Source organism: Chitinophaga sedimenti (genome assembly GCF_023156195.1).
In the GTDB taxonomy this organism is placed as follows: domain Bacteria; phylum Bacteroidota; class Bacteroidia; order Chitinophagales; family Chitinophagaceae; genus Chitinophaga; species Chitinophaga sedimenti.
Genome location: NZ_JAKUKA010000001.1, coordinates 1,593,975 through 1,609,033, shown reverse-complemented (window position 1 = coordinate 1,609,033; position 15,059 = coordinate 1,593,975). Strand labels below are relative to the sequence as shown.

Here is a 15,059-nt window from a genome sequence, read left to right as displayed (position 1 = left end):
GGAAGGTTTCTTCAATGACATCATTACTGCGGAACAGAAGTATATCTCCTTTAAATGATCTTACTACTTTAATAACAGGAGCCGTCCCATTCGGGGCGGCTTTTTTGTTTTTAGAACCTTGGATGGAAACGGTGCAGCGTATCTCTCAGGTACTCCCTGTCCAGGTGCGTATAAATTTCTGTTGTGGTAATACTTTCATGCCCCAGCATTTCCTGCACGGCCCGCAGGTCTGCCCCGCCTTCTACCAGGTGCGTGGCGAACGAATGACGGAAAGTGTGCGGTGAAACCTCCTTTTTTATGCCGGCTTTGAGTACCGGTCTTTGATCACAAGAAAGATCATTACGCGGGTGAGGGCGCTGCCACGACGGTTAAGGAACAGTATGTCTTCCTGTCCCTTTTTTACAGGAACGTGTATACGAACATTGTTGAGATAGATATCGATATAGCGGAGCGCATCGCTGCCGATGGGAATGAGGCGTTCTTTGTCCCCCTTGCCGATTACGCGGATAAAACCCTCTTCGGCGTAGAGGTGCGAAATGCGCAGGCCGATGACTTCACTTACACGAAGTCCGCAGCTGTACATAGTTTCAATGATCGCTTTGTTGCGGGTACCCTCGGGTTTGCTCAGGTCCAGCTGGGCGATGAGCTGTTCAATTTCCTCGAAGCTGAGCACATCCGGCAATTTGCGGCTGGTTTTCGGCGCGTCCAGCAGCTGCGTGGGATCTGCCGGGATCATATCCTCCAACAGCAAGTACTTATAGAAACCTTTAATGCCGGAGATGATACGGGCCTGCGATGTGGCACTCATGCCGAGCGAAGCGACCCATTGCACACAGCCCTGCAAATGCGATAACTCCACCTGCGACGGCGCCAGTGGCTCGTTGATGGACAGCAGGTATTGCGTCAGTTTCTCTACATCCCGCAGGTATGCTTCAATTGAATTGGCCGCCAGCGAGCGTTCGAGGCGGAGGTAGGCTTTAAATCCATTCAGGTGTGATTCCCACATGTATGCAAAATAACGCATCGCAGCGATGCAACCGAATGAAAAATAAAATCAACGTTGCTAATGAATTTGCTAAACGGCAAGATTTGCTAAAATTCTTGCAAAAACGTATCCCATGCGGCTATTTTAGATAGATGACCACGAATTATTGCAGCCCGCCGGCGGAAATAATTACAGCTTTCCCTATTTTCATCGCGGTTATTTTTTCTGAATTCCACTTTTATTGAACACCAACCACCCACCAATTTCTACTTGTCATGCAAGACGTAACGCCAAAAAAGATCAAGAAACTACTCGTTGCCAACCGGGGCGAAATCGCGGTGCGCATACTACGCGCCGCAGCCGAACTAAGAATCGGTACCGTGGCCATTTTTACGTATGAAGATCGTTATTCGCTGCACCGCTACAAGGCCGATGAAGCATACCAGGTCGGAAAGGACGACGATCCGCTAAAGCCTTACCTGGATATTGAAGGCATCATCCATCTTGCCAAAATGCAGGAGGTAGATGCGATTCACCCGGGATACGGGTTCCTGAGCGAAAACGTACAATTTGCGCGCCGTTGCCGGGAAGAGGGGATCATATTCGTTGGTCCCGACCCGGAAGTGATGGCGCAGCTGGGCGACAAGGTCGCAGCTAAAACACTGGCGCGCGCTGTAGGTGTGCCGTTAATCGAAGACAGCCAGGTGAAGTTATCGGACATTGAAACCGTAAAACAGGAAGCCTTGCGCATCGGGTTACCCGTTATTCTGAAGGCCGCTGCCGGCGGCGGCGGAAGAGGTATGCGCGTGGTGCGCAATGTCAACGACCTGGAAAAATCCTTTACGGAGGCCAGGAGCGAAGCGGGTAAAGCCTTCGGAGACGATACCATCTTCATTGAAAAATTTATTCAGGAACCCAAACACATTGAAGTGCAGCTGATGGGCGACAACCACGGCAACATTCTTCATCTCTACGAACGCGACTGCTCCGTGCAACGCCGCTTCCAGAAGGTGGTAGAGATTGCACCATCGCCCAACCTGCCGCAGCAAACGCGTAATGAGATTTATGAATATGCACTGCAACTGGCGCGCAAGGTGAAATATAACAACGTGGGTACCGTGGAATTCCTGGTAGACCGTGAAAACAAGGTGTATTTCATAGAAGTAAACCCACGTATCCAGGTGGAACATACGGTTACAGAAGAAGTAACCGGGATTGACATTGTACGTTCGCAATTGCTGATCGCCGCAGGCCACCGGCTAAGCGATCCCGAGATATTCTTAAAGAGCCAGGAAGATGTTAGCCTTACGGGCTTTGCGATTCAATGCCGCATTACGACGGAAGACCCGGAGAATAACTTTAAACCGGATTACGGCACTGTGATCGCCTACCGCAACGCAGGCGGCTTCGGCATCCGGCTGGACGAGGGCAGTACGTACAGCGGGGTAAAAATCTCTCCTTTTTTGATTCGATGCTGGTGAAAGTGACGGCGCGGGGTAGAACGTTATCCGGTGCTGCGAGCCGCCTCCACCGCACGTTGCGAGAGTTTCGTATTCGTGGCGTGAAGACCAATATCGGTTTCCTGGAAAATGTTATCACCCATGATACTTTCCGGAAAGGCAACTGCACCGTGGCATTCATCGAAAAACACCCGGAGCTGTTTAATCTATCCGCCATCCGCGACCGGGCCAGCAAAACGCTCATGTACCTGGCGGATGTAACGGTGAACGGGCACCCGGATGTTAAAAGCCCCGATCCGGACAAAAAGTTCCGCACGCCCAAAGTACCTTACTTCGATGCGCTGCAACCCATGCCGGAAGGCAGCCGCAATAAATTGCAGCAAATGGGACGGGAGGCGTTTACGCAGTGGCTTAGAAACGAGCAACCAGTATACATTACCGATACTACTTACCGCGACGCGCATCAGAGCCTGCTGGCTACGAGGGTGCGGACGAAAGATATTATGGCCGTGGCGGAGGGATATGCGAAAAGCAATCCGCAACTCTTTTCCATGGAAGTATGGGGTGGCGCTACGTTTGATGTGTCGATGCTTTTTGCATGAATGTCCGTGGCGGCGGCTGGCGCAACTGCGCAAAGCCATGCCCAATATGCTGTTGCAGATGCTGTTCCGCGGCGCTAATGCAGTAGGCTATTCCGCGTATCCCGAAAACCTGGTTGCGAAGTTTATTGAGCAGGCAGCGGAGACGGGGATAGATATCTTCCGGATTTTTGATTCGCTGAACTGGGTGGAGGCGATGGAGCCGAGCATCCGGTTCATCAGGGAGCGGACGAATGCGATTGCCCAGGCGGCCATCAGTTATACCGGGGATATCAGTAACCCGGGGCGCGGTAAATACACCCTGCAGTATTACACCGACCTCGCCAAACGATTGGAGGACGCCGGTGCGCATATGCTTTGTATTAAAGATATGGCGGGGCTGCTGAAACCACAGGCGGCCAGTACGCTGGTAGCTGCGTTGAAAGATGCTGTACAACTGCCGATCGTATTGCACACGCATGATACCGCGTCGGTGCAGGCGGCCACTTACCTGAAAGCCATTGAGGCCGGGGTGAACGTGGTGGATTGCGCCATTGCCTCACTGAGCGGGCTCACGTCGCAGCCGAACCTGAACGCGATGGCAGCTATCCTCGAAGGCCATGAACGTTACCAGCCAATGAACCTGCAAAGCCTTAACCAGTACAGCAATTACTGGGAGGACGTGCGCGAGTTCTATTATCCCTTTGAGTCGGATATGAAGGCAGGTACGGCCCAGATTTACGAGAATGAGATCCCCGGCGGACAATACTCCAACCTTCGCCAGCAGGCGGAATCGCTGGGCCTGGGCGACAAACTCGAAACCATTAAACACAATTATGTGGTGGTGAACCAGCTGTTTGGCGATATCGTGAAAGTAACACCAAGTTCCAAAGTAGTAGGAGACATGGCCCTGTTCATGACCTCCAACAACCTGACGGCGCAAGATGTGCTGGATGAAACGAAACATATTGCTTTCCCGGCTTCGGTGCAGGGCTTTTTTAAAGGCGACCTCGGTGTACCGTTCGGCGGGTTCCCGGAAAAACTACAACGCATTGTATTAAAAGGGGAGGCGCCGCTGAAAGGCAAACCCAACGACCACCTGCAACCGGTAGACTTCGACAGCGACTTCGCGGCTTTCCAGCTGAAGTACCCGCTGGCGGAGTTCGTGGATTACCTGAGCTACCATATGTTCCCCAAGGTATTTGATGAATACTACCATCACGCGCAGGTGTTCGGCAACGTGGAAGCAATTCCCACACCAGCCTTCTTTTATGGCCTGAAGCCGGGAGAGGAGATCCTTATAACGCTGGGCAAGGGTAAGACCATCAACGTGAAACTGGTGTACATTCTGCCGGCCAACGAACACGGTATGCGCACCGTGGTGTTTGAACTGAATGGTTATGCCCGCAGTGTGCAGGTACGCGACCGGTCGGTACTGTCGCTGGTGGCGAGCAATAAAAAGTAAACAACCCGGAAAATGAAGTGGGTGCGCCGTTACAGGGCAAACTCTCCCGTTTGCTGGTAAAAACGGGGGATAGTGTAGGAAACAATACGCCCCTGTTCATTATAGAAGCGATGAAAATGGAAACAACCGTAACGGCGACGCGGGCCTGTAAGGTGAAGGCGATCCATTTACCGGAGGGGACAATGGTGAGCCAGGATGACCTGGTGGTCGAGTTGGATAAATGACGGACAGCGCAACAAAAAGGGGAGGCCCAAAAGCCTCCCCAATATTCATCTTTAACTTTTCCGGATTAGAATTTCTCCAGACCGCTGAAGAAGAAGTTGCCTTCGATCGCAGCATTTTCGTCGGAGTCAGAACCGTGAACGGCGTTGCGGCCGATAGATTCTGCGTATTTTTTACGGATGGTGCCTTCCTCAGCGTTAGCAGGGTTGGTAGCACCGATCAGTTTGCGGAATTCTTCTACTGCGTTGTCTTTTTCCAGGATAGCCGCCACAATGTGACCGCTGCTCATAAACTCAACCAGTTCGCCGTAGAAAGGACGCTCTTTGTGTACAGCGTAGAATTCACCCGCTTTTTCAGTAGAAAGACGGAGCATTTTCATTGCCACGATGCGGAAACCTGCTTCGTTGATCTGGGCGAGGATGCCGCCGATGTGGCCATTAGCAACCGCATCCGGCTTAATCATTGTAAAAGTTCTGTTACTCATATTGTTGTTGCGTATTTGCCTTGTTTAAGTAATGCCTGCCCCAGCCAAAAATCGCCCGGTCAGGGCGCAAAAGTAACCAGTTTTTTCGACGCCGTAAAAAATTTTGAAATTCTGCCCCAAATAATGAACTTCGCACTTCGTTTTCCCATAAACCGGTAGGCGCTTTAACAGCTTGTAAAATATAACATTATAGTTTTTGATGAAGCCAATTGAGGAAATCAAACCTTTGCTGGAAAGCCCCAAAAAGTGGTGATCACCATGCATCAGAAACCCGATGCAGACGCTATGGGCTCGTCCCTGGCCTTATTCCACTATTTGCAGCAAAAAGGGCACCACGCGACCGTGATATCGCCCACCAACTATCCCGACTTCCTGAAATGGATGCCCGGATGTGAAACGGTGATCGATTTTGAATCGGCGAACGAGAAAGCGCTGGAGGCCATGAAAGGGGCCGAACTGATATTCTGCCTGGACTTTAACAACATCGACCGTACTAAAAATATGGCCCCGGTGATTGAAAAGAGCCCGGCAATACGCATCCTGGTAGACCATCACCCGGAGCCGAAGGACCAGTTCGAGTACGGGGTGAGCGACAATACCGCCGCCGCTACCGCACAAATGATCTATGAAATGCTGTACAAGCTGGGGGAGGAAAAATACATTAACCGGACATGGCCGAATGTATTTACGCCGGCACCCTCACCGACACCGGATCTTTCCGTTTCTCCTCCACATCGGCCCGTGTACACCGTATGGTGGCCGATCTGATGGACCGCGGACTGAAGCATGAATTCATTCACCAGGCGATTTATGATAATTTCCTTGAAAATCGCCTCCGCTTCCTGGGCAACAGCCTGCTGAACCGGATGGAAGTTTTTTATGAGTGTAATACGGCCATGATTGCCATTCCCTACAGCGATTTGCGGAAATTTGACCTGCAAACCGGCGATACCGAAGGCATCGTTAATTTCCTTTTGTCCATCCAAGGCATTAAATTAGCGGCGCTGATCATCGACCGGAATGTAGAAGTGAAACTTTCGTTCCGCTCCAAAGGCGGCTTTGACGTGAACACATTTGCCCGCAAATACTTTGAGGGCGGTGGGCACTTTAACGCAGCCGGCGGCAGAAGTCCTGATCCGCTGGACAAAACCGTACAGCGCTTCATTGATGCGATGAACGAGAACGAAGAAGCATTACAATAACTTTAAATACACTCACCTAATAATTTCAAATGAAAAAGAACAACCTGGTACTTGCTGCGTCATGCGGCGTGCTGCTGCTGGCCGCCTGTGGCGCTCCCAAGCAAAGGAAAACTCCTGGTGGCATTGAGTATACCGTAGACGTTGCCGGCAAAGGCGAACAGCTGAAAGTTGGCGATACTGCTATGGCGTACGTTTACACCCGCCTGAACGACTCGATCATTTTCGATTCGCGCAAAATGCAGGGCGGCTCCGTTCCCTTACCTATCCAGAAATCAGTGGATAAATTTGACCTGCAGGACGGTCTGGCTGAACTGAAAGTGGGCGATAGCGCTACCTTCATTCTGCCGGTTGACTCCCTGCCTCAGATGCCTCCTTTTGCCAAAAAAGGTGACAAAATCCGCGTTTCCTTCGTTATCGAAAGCAAATACACTGTTGCTGGTCAGACCGCGAAAGAGCAAAAAGAAATCGATGCCTACCTGAAATCCAACAACCTGACTACCACCAGCAAAACCGCTTCCGGTGTTAGCGTGGCCGTAACAGCTGAAGGTGCAGGCGCACAGCCTCAGCCTGGTGATACCGTTGTAGTAAACTACACTGGTACCCTGCTGAACGGTACTAAATTCGATTCTAACGTAGATTCTACGATTCGTCCCGGTATGCCGCTGGAGCCCCTGCGTTTCCCTATCGGTCGCGGTTTCGTGATCAAAGGCTGGGACGAAGGTATTGCCGCCCTGAAAAAAGGCAGCAAAGCTACACTTGTAATCCCGTCTGCTATTGCATACGGTTTCCAGGGCAGCCCTCCCACAATCCCGAGCAACTCCATCCTCGCGTTCACTGTTGAACTGCTGGATGTAATTCCTGGCAAGCCAGAAGCAGCAATGCCTCCGCCGCCGCCACCAGCTCCTGCTCACTAAGCATTAAAGCGAATTTTGAGATAAACAACGAAGGCTGTCTTCTTACACGAAGGCAGCCTTTGTTGTTTTTAAATAGAATTATGAAGATATTTATACAAGAAAAATTGGTCGGATGCAAAAAAAGAACGAACCCACGCTGGTTGGCGTAAAGGAGATCGCACGAAGGGCAAATGTGTCGATAGGCACGGTAGACAGGGTACTGAACAACCGGACGGGCGTTGCAGACGAAACCAGGAACAGGATCCTGGAAATCATCAAAGACCTCGACTACCAGCCCAATATGATGGCCCGCAGGCTGGCCTCCAAAAAAGTGATTCGTATAGCCGTACTTATTCCCGCCGTATCCGGCGAAACAGGCTACTGGGAGGCGCCGCTCAATGGCATCAAACAGGCGGCAGCGGAAATCCGGGATTACGGTGTTACAGTGGATGTATTCCTGTTTGACCAAAACGACCGGTCCAGCTTTACGGCTAAAACCAAAGACATCCTGAAAGCGACCTACCAGGGCGTTTTGCTTGCGCCGATGTTTGAAGAAGAATCGCTGGATTTTATCGCCCGCTGCAAAACACAACACCTGCCTTTTGTATTTATCAACTCTGACATAGCAGGAGAGGAGAGTCTCAGTTATATTGGCCCGAACCTTTACCAGAGCGGTTACCTGGCAGCGCATCTCATCAACTATATTACCGTCCCCGGACAACGGGTGCTGATCGTAAATATTTCGAAAGAACTGGACCTGCATCACCATTTGCTGAGAAAAGAAGAAGGCTTCCGCGCATATTTCCAGGAACATCCGAAAGCGATCACGCTGGATAAAACAGACATCCGGAAAACCGACTATAAGTCAGTTAAAACAAAGCTGCACAAAGCCCTTGACGATGCGCACGCAGATGTGATCTTCGTAACAAATTCACGCGTGTCTACCGTGGCGCATTACCTGGAAGAAACCGGGAAAACAGACATCCGGCTGATCGGCTACGACTTTCTGCAAGATAACATCACAGCGCTACGGCAGGGCATCATTGATTTCCTTATTTGCCAGAAACCGCAGGAGCAGGGACATAAAGGCATCATGGCATTGTATAATTACCTCGTACATGGCGCTACCATTGAGCGGCAGCAGTATATGCCCATCGATATCATCACGAAAGAAAACTGTTTCAATTATAAGAACTAATGCCCCTGCCGCATAATTTTTTTTTCAGGAACGTATACAACTTCTCATTTTAATTTTTATATTCGTGTACGTTAACGAGAAACGCACAAATGAGGTTTCTCTTTTTTTTAGACCACGTTTCGTGTACGTTAACGAAGAGTGTTGTAAAGCGCTCCCCAGGCGCTGTGATAGGGAATCGCGCGGATATGGACCGCTTTTTTAGATCATCCATCGTGTACGTTAACGGCAAAGAAGATTGATATCAACCAAGTATAGCATAACAATTCAACCAAACCACGATCAAATCCGGGTATATCCCGGCCGTTAAACTATTGCCCTGCGATTTTTTACGCGTGGGGACAGACCAAAAACTAACACTTATGAACGCAATTCATCACTTGCGGCGTCTGTATTTGTACATGATGCTGCTGGCCGGCGTACCGTTATGCGCCACCGCACAGGGACGGCCCACCTTTACGGTAAAAGGGCTGGTAACCGACGAAAACGGTTCCAAAGTGCCCGGCGCCGCCATTTACAATCAAACAAGCAAGGCGGCTACGGTCACCAATGCAGATGGTGGCTATTCCATCCGCGCCAGCCAGGGCGACAGCATCATCGTACGCCTGATGGGCTATGAACCGCACAGCTTCGCGGCCCGCAGTCAGCAAACAACTGTGAATATCAGTTTAAAAACGCACACCGAAAACCTGAAAGACGTAGTGGTAACGGCCCTCGGCATCAAAAGGGAAGAAAGAGAACTCGGTTATGCTTTTTCAGAAGTGAATGGAGACGATATTAATAAGGCGAAGGAAACTAACGTGATCAACTCCCTGGCCGGTAAAGTGCCCGGACTGATCATCAATTCCACGGCGGGCGGCCCGGCCGGCTCCTCGCGCGTGATCATTCGCGGTAACACTTCGATTACCGGCAACAACCAACCATTATATGTGGTCGATGGTATTCCCATGGACAACTCAAATTACGGGCAGGTGGGTAATACCAAATATGCAGGTGGTACCGCCGCCGATCCAGGCGTGGATATGGGTGATGCGATTTCTGCAATTAACCCGGACGACATTGAAAAGATCAGCGTGCTGAAAGGCCCTTCTGCTGCGGCATTGTACGGCAGCAGCGCTGCGAATGGGGTAATCCTCATCACCACTAAAAAGGGTTCGCGCAACAAAGAATTGGGCGTAGAACTAAGCTCCACCGCCACTATTGAGAACCAGCTGACAAAACGCGACGGCTATCAATATTTATACGGACAGGGTACCAACGGCCAGTTGCCGCAGGACCAGCAGCAGGCGCAGAACACGATGTTTACGAACTTCGGTCCGCGTTTGGATCCGAACCTCCAGTACACCGCGTTCGACGGTAAAACAAGGCCATATGCCCCGGCAAAAGATAACTTCGCTAACTTCTTCCGTACCGGTTCTTCATTTAACAACACACTGTCATTGGCCGGCTCCACCGACCGTTCCAGCTTCCGTTTCTCGGCGGCAGATCTGCGGTACAAGGACATTGTGCCCAACAGCGACATCCGCAGAAATACTTTCACCCTAAGCTCACGTTCAAATTTGGCAAACGCCGGACTTCGACGCCCGCGTTACTTATCTCACAGAAAAGGTAAAGAACAGGGCCGGTCTGGGCGATGCACCCACGAACATCGGCCAAAACTTCAATGGGCTGGCGAACAACGTGGATCAGGCTATTTTCGGTGAAACGTACAAAAACGCGAATAACGACTACGTAGAATGGGGCGGTGGACAGTATCGGCTGAACCCTTACTGGGTGCTGTATGAAATGTCGAACGTCACGAATAAAGATCGCTTTACCGGCGGCTTCAACGCCAACTATACCGTGAACAAATGGCTCAGCCTTATGGCCCGTGCATCCACAGATATCACTTTGCTGGATTATGACAAGTACAGCCCGCGTACCACGCCGCTGGCGCTTTCCGGCATGATGAATACCCTGGATCAGCGTTATGCGACTACACAGGCAGATGTCATGGCAACCTTCACCCATAATCTCGCCAAACAACTGAAGTTTACGGGCCGGCTCGGCGCCAGCCTGAACAAACGTTCGCGCCGCGGTACCACCGGCACCTATACAAATATGACGGTGACCGATGTGGTGAGCATCAACAGCTACCAGGATAAAGCGATCGAAGAAAACAACATCCGCCGCGAGGTACGTTCCGCATTCGGCCTGTTCACCTTCGGCTTCCGCGATTACCTGTACCTCGATGCCACCGTGCGTACAGACGCATCTTCCACCTTGCCTAAAGCGAATAATACCTATACTTATCCTTCGCTCTCCGCCAGCTTCGTGTTTACAGATGCATTTAAAATGCAGGGCAACTGGCTGAGTTTTGGTAAAGTCCGGGCGTCGATCGCGGAAGTGGGCAACGATACCGATCCTTATATGCTGGACGTGTATTACAGCCTGTACCCGCTGACGTTCGACGGGGTGCAGCCTGCGTTGCTCTCCACCAAAACGCTGCCGAATACCAACCTCAAACCTACGCGCACACGTTCTTTCGAAACCGGTGCTAACCTGAAGTTCTTTAACGGCCGCATCAACTTTGATGCAACGTATTATAGTTCGCAGTCGAGAGACCAGATCAATATCGTGCCGGCGCCGTACTCCTCCGGTTATAATAAACAAATCATTAATGCCGGTATGGTGACTAACCAGGGCGTGGAATTATTACTCGCGGGTTCACCTGTCCAACGGAAAGATTTCGAGTGGAACCTGAGCGTCAACTATGCGCGCAACGTCAATAAAGTAAAATCGCTGGTGGATGGCGTGCCCTTCATCGCTTTGTCAGAGGCACGCTGGCTTGGCCTGCTGGTGGCCGCCATGCCTAACCAGCGTTATGGTGCGATACTCGGATACGATTATCAGCGCGATCCGGAAGGGAATATCATCTTAAATCCCACTAACCTGGCGGCGATTCCTACGACAGACAGGAAAGTATTGGGCAAAGGTGTATTCGACTGGACAGGCGGCGTTACCAATCGCTTTACCTACAAAAACTTTAGCCTGAATGCGGTATTCGACATGAAGTTCGGCGCCGATCTCTTCTCCATGACCGACCTGTTCGCCGTGACCCGCGGTTCCAGCAAAAAAACGTTACCTGGCCGCGAAGAATGGATTCAGTCTGAAGAAGAGCGTTTAGCAGCCGGCAAAACACCCGGCGAATGGCAATCGATGGGCATGGTGCGCGGTTACGTACCGCAGGGCGTTGTACAAACGGGTACCGAGGCGGATGGTAAGCCCATTTACACCAAAAACACCCGCGCAGTAGATCCTTCCGCTTACTGGAACACGTATTATGCGGATGGTAATGGCATTGCGGTGCCTTTCATCTACAAAGCCAGTTATGTAAAGGTGCGCGAGATCGTGTTGACCTACCGGCTGGATAAAACGCTGACCAAACGTATCGGTATCAAAGACGCTACGGTAGGACTGGTGGCCCGCAACCCGTTCATTTTGTATAAAGATGTGCCGAACGTGGACCCGGATTCCAACTATAACAACGGTAACGGTCAGGGGCTGGAATATGGCTCGCTGCCATCGAGAAGAGGCTGGGGACTTAACCTCAACGCCAGGTTCTAATCACTTCAATTTTAAAAGATGAAAACAAGATATTATATACTGGCTTTGCTGGCTTTCGTAGCCACCGCGTGCAACGACTTCGGTGACCTGAACACCGATCCCACGAAGTCCAGCTCCATGAACCCGGCCAACCAGCTGATTTATACGCAGCTGTGGTTTTCGGGAGATTTATCGACACAGGAGCGCACGAACGCCATTGTACTTTGCCCCATGATGCAGCAGCTCGGCGGGGCGTACTACACCCGTGTAGGCGCGATGTATATCAAAGACGCTACGCGGTTATGGGTGATGTGGGAAAACAGCTATCCCAATGATGTGGTGAACATCGTGGACGCTGTGCAGCGTACAAACGGCGACAGTACCAAAACCAACCTGAATGCCATGTGCCGCATCATGAAAGTATATGTGTTTGCAAGGATCACCGACCTGTACGGCGATATTCCTTACTTCCAGGCTGGCACCGCGTATTACTCGCAGAAAACGTATCCTGAATATGATACGCAACAGGCCATTTATGACGATTTCCTCAAGGAGTTAAAAGCAGCGTCGGCACAGTTGAATCCTGCGAAAGATAAGGTACCGGGAGAAATCTTCTATAAAGGAGATGTGCCTTCCTGGAAACGGTTCGCGAACAGTCTGCGGATCCGCCTGGCCCTGCGTATCGCCAAACGCGATCCTGAAAGAGCGAAAACAGAAATCACAGAAGCGTATAATGCGGACGGTGGCCTGATCAGCAACAATAACCAGATCTGCATGACCCGTCACCTCGACATACAAAACACTTATTCCGACCTGCGTGGTAATTCCGCTTCTGTGGCCATTAATCAGCAAACAGCAAGTGTAAAGCTGGTGAGCACTTTTTGAATGAGCTCAAGAATACGAACGACCCGAGGATCAATCATATTCCACGGGTATACCGCCAAAATTCGCCCCTGAAAATGTTTGAACGGGAAGATATTACGGCGCAGGTGCGCGCCACTACCGTGGGACTTACGGGCGTGAATCCGGGTCGTTATGTGTATGAAGACTGGGTAGGGCCGGTGGTGATCAAACTGGCGAACGGCACGAACTACAGCGCCGTCAATGGCGACCTGAAAGCGGAGTTGAACAACTGTTTTATCCGGAACAACGCGCCTTTCTTCCATCTTACTTATGCTGAAACCGAATTTTTACTGGCAGATGCTACGGTGCGGCTGAACCTCACGTTAGGCCCGGACGCTGCTTCGCACTATGCAAAAGGCGTAGAGGCTGCGATGAAACAACTGAGCCTTTATCCCGGTGGTCCCGTAGTAACGGACAGTGAGATCAGCGGCTTCCTGACAGCTAACCCGCTGGCTGGCGGCACGGAACTGAAGCAGATCAACACGCAGCTGTGGCTGGCATTGATGATGAACGGCCCGGAGTTGTTCGCCAACTGGCGCAGGAGCGGTTATCCGCAGCTGCAGCCGGCGCCGAACAACGAATCTACGGTAAAGACAATTCCGCGCAGGTTCCAGTACCCATTGTCTGAAAAAGAGCAGAACCTGGCAAATGTGCAAAAAGCCATTGCGGTTATTGGCGAGGATGATTGGACCAAACGTGTTTGGTGGGACAAAGAATAATTTTCCAGCTACTTAATTTTTATCAGATGAAAAAAATCAGCTTATTGCTATATATCGCCCTTGCTTTTTTGGGCACGGGTTGCGAGAAAGACGAGGCCAAAGAACAGGCGGAGGGCCGGCCATTTACGCCACGGATCTTCAATTTTGCCTCACTGTTCCCCGAGCATCCGGACAGCATCCGCATCCTGAACATCGGGCAAACCATGAGTTTTACCGGGTTGAAGTTTTCGCCCGCAGGGAAGGCCTCCTTATCCTGGAAAGTAAACGATAAAGAAGTGGCCACGGGCGAAACATACGAATTTACGCCCACACAGGGCGGCGATTATATCATTAGTGTAAACGCCAGCTGGGAAGGCAAAACAGCCACCCGCAACCGCCGTGTGTTCGTCATCCCCGACACGTACGAACGTAAACCTGCCGGTCCGGTAGTAATGGCCTATTTGAACGATACGGCCGGTCATAAGTACGTGAACTGGGACGTTACCACGCACCTGGCGTACAAAGTGGCTACTATCACTGCCGCCGGCGCAATGGATATTTCAAAAGGAGAACTGAACCGGAAAGCAGAAGAAATCGTTGGTCGTGCACATCTGAAAGGCATTCCCGTATTGCTCGGCATCAGTGGTGCTTTGTCGGCCGACGGCTGGAGTGTGAGTTCCAGCAATAACTTCGGCGCCGTACTCACGGATGCGGCTAAACGGGCGGCGCTTGTACAATCCATCAAAGCCTACGTCACCGCTAAAAGAATGGATGGCGTGGATATTATGATGACCGACATCAATACCACCGCGGCCATCATCAACGCCAACTGCGCGGCCACGGCACTGTTGCTGAACGAGCTGCGCGCGGCGCTGGGCGACAATGCGATACTGACCGTTACTGTTACGACCAACCTGTACCACGACCGGTATGGCAGCCTGGCCGCAGCCAACTGGCTGAATGTACACGCCTTTGAAGACGGCCTCCATGTAGGGCCCGGAAAAGCATTAGGACAACCGTCCGGATATGATTATTTTGTTACAGGCGCTAACCTGTGGAAAGCGAAGTTCCCCGCCAACAAGCTGGTAATCGGTATTCCGGCTTTCGGGCTCCGTTACAACCAGCTGGATGCAGCCGGGAACAACCTCAGCTGGACATCCTACGGGTACATGCCGTACAGCGCAATCCTGGCGGCGGTGCCCACGGCGTTTGATAAAGAATTTGCGGCGATTTCGCAGGGCGTATACTTTAACGGGGTACCGCTCGTTACACAAAAAGCGGCTTTCCTCAAGCAGAACGGCTTTCTGGGCGCCTACATATGGGCCGGCGATTATGACGTAAAAGGCAACAATTCTCTTACCGCAGCGGTATTTAACTCTTTAAAATAAG

General features: G+C 51.3%; 16 protein-coding genes. 13 read left to right on the top strand and 3 right to left on the bottom strand.

All coding sequences use genetic code 11. The annotated features are described in order from the left end of the window. Nucleotides 1-110: 110 nt before the first annotated feature. Together MKQ70_RS38060 and MKQ70_RS09140 are read right to left on the bottom strand one after the other, a co-directional pair. Complete coding sequence (locus MKQ70_RS38060; protein ID WP_308199438.1) at nucleotides 111-299, bottom strand: tyrosine-type recombinase/integrase; 189 nt, start codon at nucleotides 297-299, stop codon at nucleotides 111-113. After that, nucleotides 296-1,006 carry a tyrosine-type recombinase/integrase gene (locus MKQ70_RS09140; RefSeq protein WP_282456308.1) on the bottom strand — a complete coding sequence of 237 codons (711 nt, stop codon included), beginning with the start codon at nucleotides 1,004-1,006 and terminating at the stop codon, nucleotides 296-298. Before MKQ70_RS09140 ends, MKQ70_RS38060 begins: the two co-directional genes overlap by 4 nt. Before the next feature lie 254 nt (nucleotides 1,007-1,260). Between MKQ70_RS09140 and MKQ70_RS09135 the strand changes: the two genes are divergently transcribed. From MKQ70_RS09135 to MKQ70_RS09120, 4 genes are read left to right on the top strand one after another with little or no spacing between them, the layout of a single operon-like run. Beyond that, on the top strand, nucleotides 1,261-2,466 hold the full coding sequence (locus MKQ70_RS09135; protein WP_248070096.1) for an ATP-binding protein: 1,206 nt from the start codon (nucleotides 1,261-1,263) through the stop codon (nucleotides 2,464-2,466). Then, nucleotides 2,463-3,047, top strand: coding sequence for a hypothetical protein (locus MKQ70_RS09130; protein WP_248070094.1), 585 nt, complete (start codon nucleotides 2,463-2,465; stop codon nucleotides 3,045-3,047). The genes MKQ70_RS09135 and MKQ70_RS09130 overlap by 4 nt, the downstream gene beginning before the upstream one ends. After that, on the top strand, nucleotides 3,040-4,488 hold the full coding sequence (locus MKQ70_RS09125) for a hydroxymethylglutaryl-CoA lyase-like TIM-barrel protein (protein ID WP_248070093.1): 1,449 nt from the start codon (nucleotides 3,040-3,042) through the stop codon (nucleotides 4,486-4,488). Before MKQ70_RS09130 ends, MKQ70_RS09125 begins: the two co-directional genes overlap by 8 nt. A 17-nt stretch (nucleotides 4,489-4,505) precedes the next feature. Next, on the top strand, nucleotides 4,506-4,712 hold the full coding sequence (locus tag MKQ70_RS09120) for a biotin/lipoyl-containing protein (RefSeq protein ID WP_248070091.1): 207 nt from the start codon (nucleotides 4,506-4,508) through the stop codon (nucleotides 4,710-4,712). Between the two features lie 65 nt (nucleotides 4,713-4,777). Here the strand turns inward: MKQ70_RS09120 and MKQ70_RS09115 are convergent, their stop codons facing one another. Then, nucleotides 4,778-5,194 (bottom strand): nucleoside-diphosphate kinase, encoded by a 417-nt coding sequence (locus MKQ70_RS09115; RefSeq protein ID WP_248070090.1) that lies wholly within the window; start codon nucleotides 5,192-5,194, stop codon nucleotides 4,778-4,780. 246 nt (nucleotides 5,195-5,440) lie between these two features. Between MKQ70_RS09115 and MKQ70_RS09110 the strand changes: the two genes are divergently transcribed. The 9 genes from MKQ70_RS09110 (at nucleotide 5,441) to MKQ70_RS09075 (ending at nucleotide 15,058) form a co-directional block, all read left to right on the top strand. Further along, nucleotides 5,441-5,962, top strand: coding sequence for a DHH family phosphoesterase (locus MKQ70_RS09110; protein WP_248070088.1), 522 nt, complete (start codon nucleotides 5,441-5,443; stop codon nucleotides 5,960-5,962). Next, a complete protein-coding gene (locus tag MKQ70_RS09105) occupies nucleotides 5,866-6,396 on the top strand; it encodes a DHH family phosphoesterase (RefSeq protein WP_248070086.1) in 531 nt (176 codons plus the stop codon). Before MKQ70_RS09110 ends, MKQ70_RS09105 begins: the two co-directional genes overlap by 97 nt. A gap of 29 nt (nucleotides 6,397-6,425) precedes the next feature. Next, nucleotides 6,426-7,310, top strand: a complete 885-nt coding sequence (locus MKQ70_RS09100; protein ID WP_248070084.1) for an FKBP-type peptidyl-prolyl cis-trans isomerase — start codon at nucleotides 6,426-6,428, stop codon at nucleotides 7,308-7,310. Between the two features lie 112 nt (nucleotides 7,311-7,422). After that, on the top strand, nucleotides 7,423-8,487 hold the full coding sequence (locus MKQ70_RS09095) for a LacI family DNA-binding transcriptional regulator (protein WP_248070082.1): 1,065 nt from the start codon (nucleotides 7,423-7,425) through the stop codon (nucleotides 8,485-8,487). A gap of 359 nt (nucleotides 8,488-8,846) precedes the next feature. After that, nucleotides 8,847-10,187, top strand: coding sequence for a TonB-dependent receptor plug domain-containing protein (locus MKQ70_RS09090; RefSeq protein WP_248070080.1), 1,341 nt, complete (start codon nucleotides 8,847-8,849; stop codon nucleotides 10,185-10,187). Next, nucleotides 10,165-12,090 carry a TonB-dependent receptor domain-containing protein gene (locus MKQ70_RS09085; RefSeq protein ID WP_248070078.1) on the top strand — a complete coding sequence of 642 codons (1,926 nt, stop codon included), beginning with the start codon at nucleotides 10,165-10,167 and terminating at the stop codon, nucleotides 12,088-12,090. Before MKQ70_RS09090 ends, MKQ70_RS09085 begins: the two co-directional genes overlap by 23 nt. An 18-nt stretch (nucleotides 12,091-12,108) precedes the next feature. After that, the gene (locus tag MKQ70_RS38055) at nucleotides 12,109-12,954 is read left to right on the top strand and encodes a SusD/RagB family nutrient-binding outer membrane lipoprotein (protein WP_282456305.1); all 846 of its coding nucleotides are present in this window, start codon (nucleotides 12,109-12,111) and stop codon (nucleotides 12,952-12,954) included. After that, entirely contained in the window at nucleotides 12,951-13,691 is a 741-nt protein-coding gene (locus MKQ70_RS38050; RefSeq protein WP_282456304.1) for a SusD/RagB family nutrient-binding outer membrane lipoprotein, read from the top strand. The genes MKQ70_RS38055 and MKQ70_RS38050 overlap by 4 nt, the downstream gene beginning before the upstream one ends. 26 nt (nucleotides 13,692-13,717) lie before the next feature. After that, complete coding sequence (locus tag MKQ70_RS09075; RefSeq protein WP_248070076.1) at nucleotides 13,718-15,058, top strand: glycosyl hydrolase family 18 protein; 1,341 nt, start codon at nucleotides 13,718-13,720, stop codon at nucleotides 15,056-15,058. The last annotated feature ends 1 nt before the right edge of the window (nucleotide 15,059 follow it).

What these genes read in the sequence shown, in the direction of transcription:
- MKQ70_RS09140 (WP_282456308.1), bottom strand. Translation starts at nt 1,006, where the DNA reads ATGTGGGAATCACACCTGAATGGATTTAAAGCCTACCTCCGCCTCGAA.
- MKQ70_RS09135 (WP_248070096.1), top strand. Translation starts at nt 1,261, where the DNA reads ATGCAAGACGTAACGCCAAAAAAGATCAAGAAACTACTCGTTGCCAAC.
- MKQ70_RS09115 (WP_248070090.1), bottom strand. Translation starts at nt 5,194, where the DNA reads ATGAGTAACAGAACTTTTACAATGATTAAGCCGGATGCGGTTGCTAAT.
- MKQ70_RS09105 (WP_248070086.1), top strand. Translation starts at nt 5,866, where the DNA reads ATGGCCGAATGTATTTACGCCGGCACCCTCACCGACACCGGATCTTTC.
- MKQ70_RS09100 (WP_248070084.1), top strand. Translation starts at nt 6,426, where the DNA reads ATGAAAAAGAACAACCTGGTACTTGCTGCGTCATGCGGCGTGCTGCTG.
- MKQ70_RS09095 (WP_248070082.1), top strand. Translation starts at nt 7,423, where the DNA reads ATGCAAAAAAAGAACGAACCCACGCTGGTTGGCGTAAAGGAGATCGCA.
- MKQ70_RS09090 (WP_248070080.1), top strand. Translation starts at nt 8,847, where the DNA reads ATGAACGCAATTCATCACTTGCGGCGTCTGTATTTGTACATGATGCTG.
- MKQ70_RS38055 (WP_282456305.1), top strand. Translation starts at nt 12,109, where the DNA reads ATGAAAACAAGATATTATATACTGGCTTTGCTGGCTTTCGTAGCCACC.
- MKQ70_RS09075 (WP_248070076.1), top strand. Translation starts at nt 13,718, where the DNA reads ATGAAAAAAATCAGCTTATTGCTATATATCGCCCTTGCTTTTTTGGGC.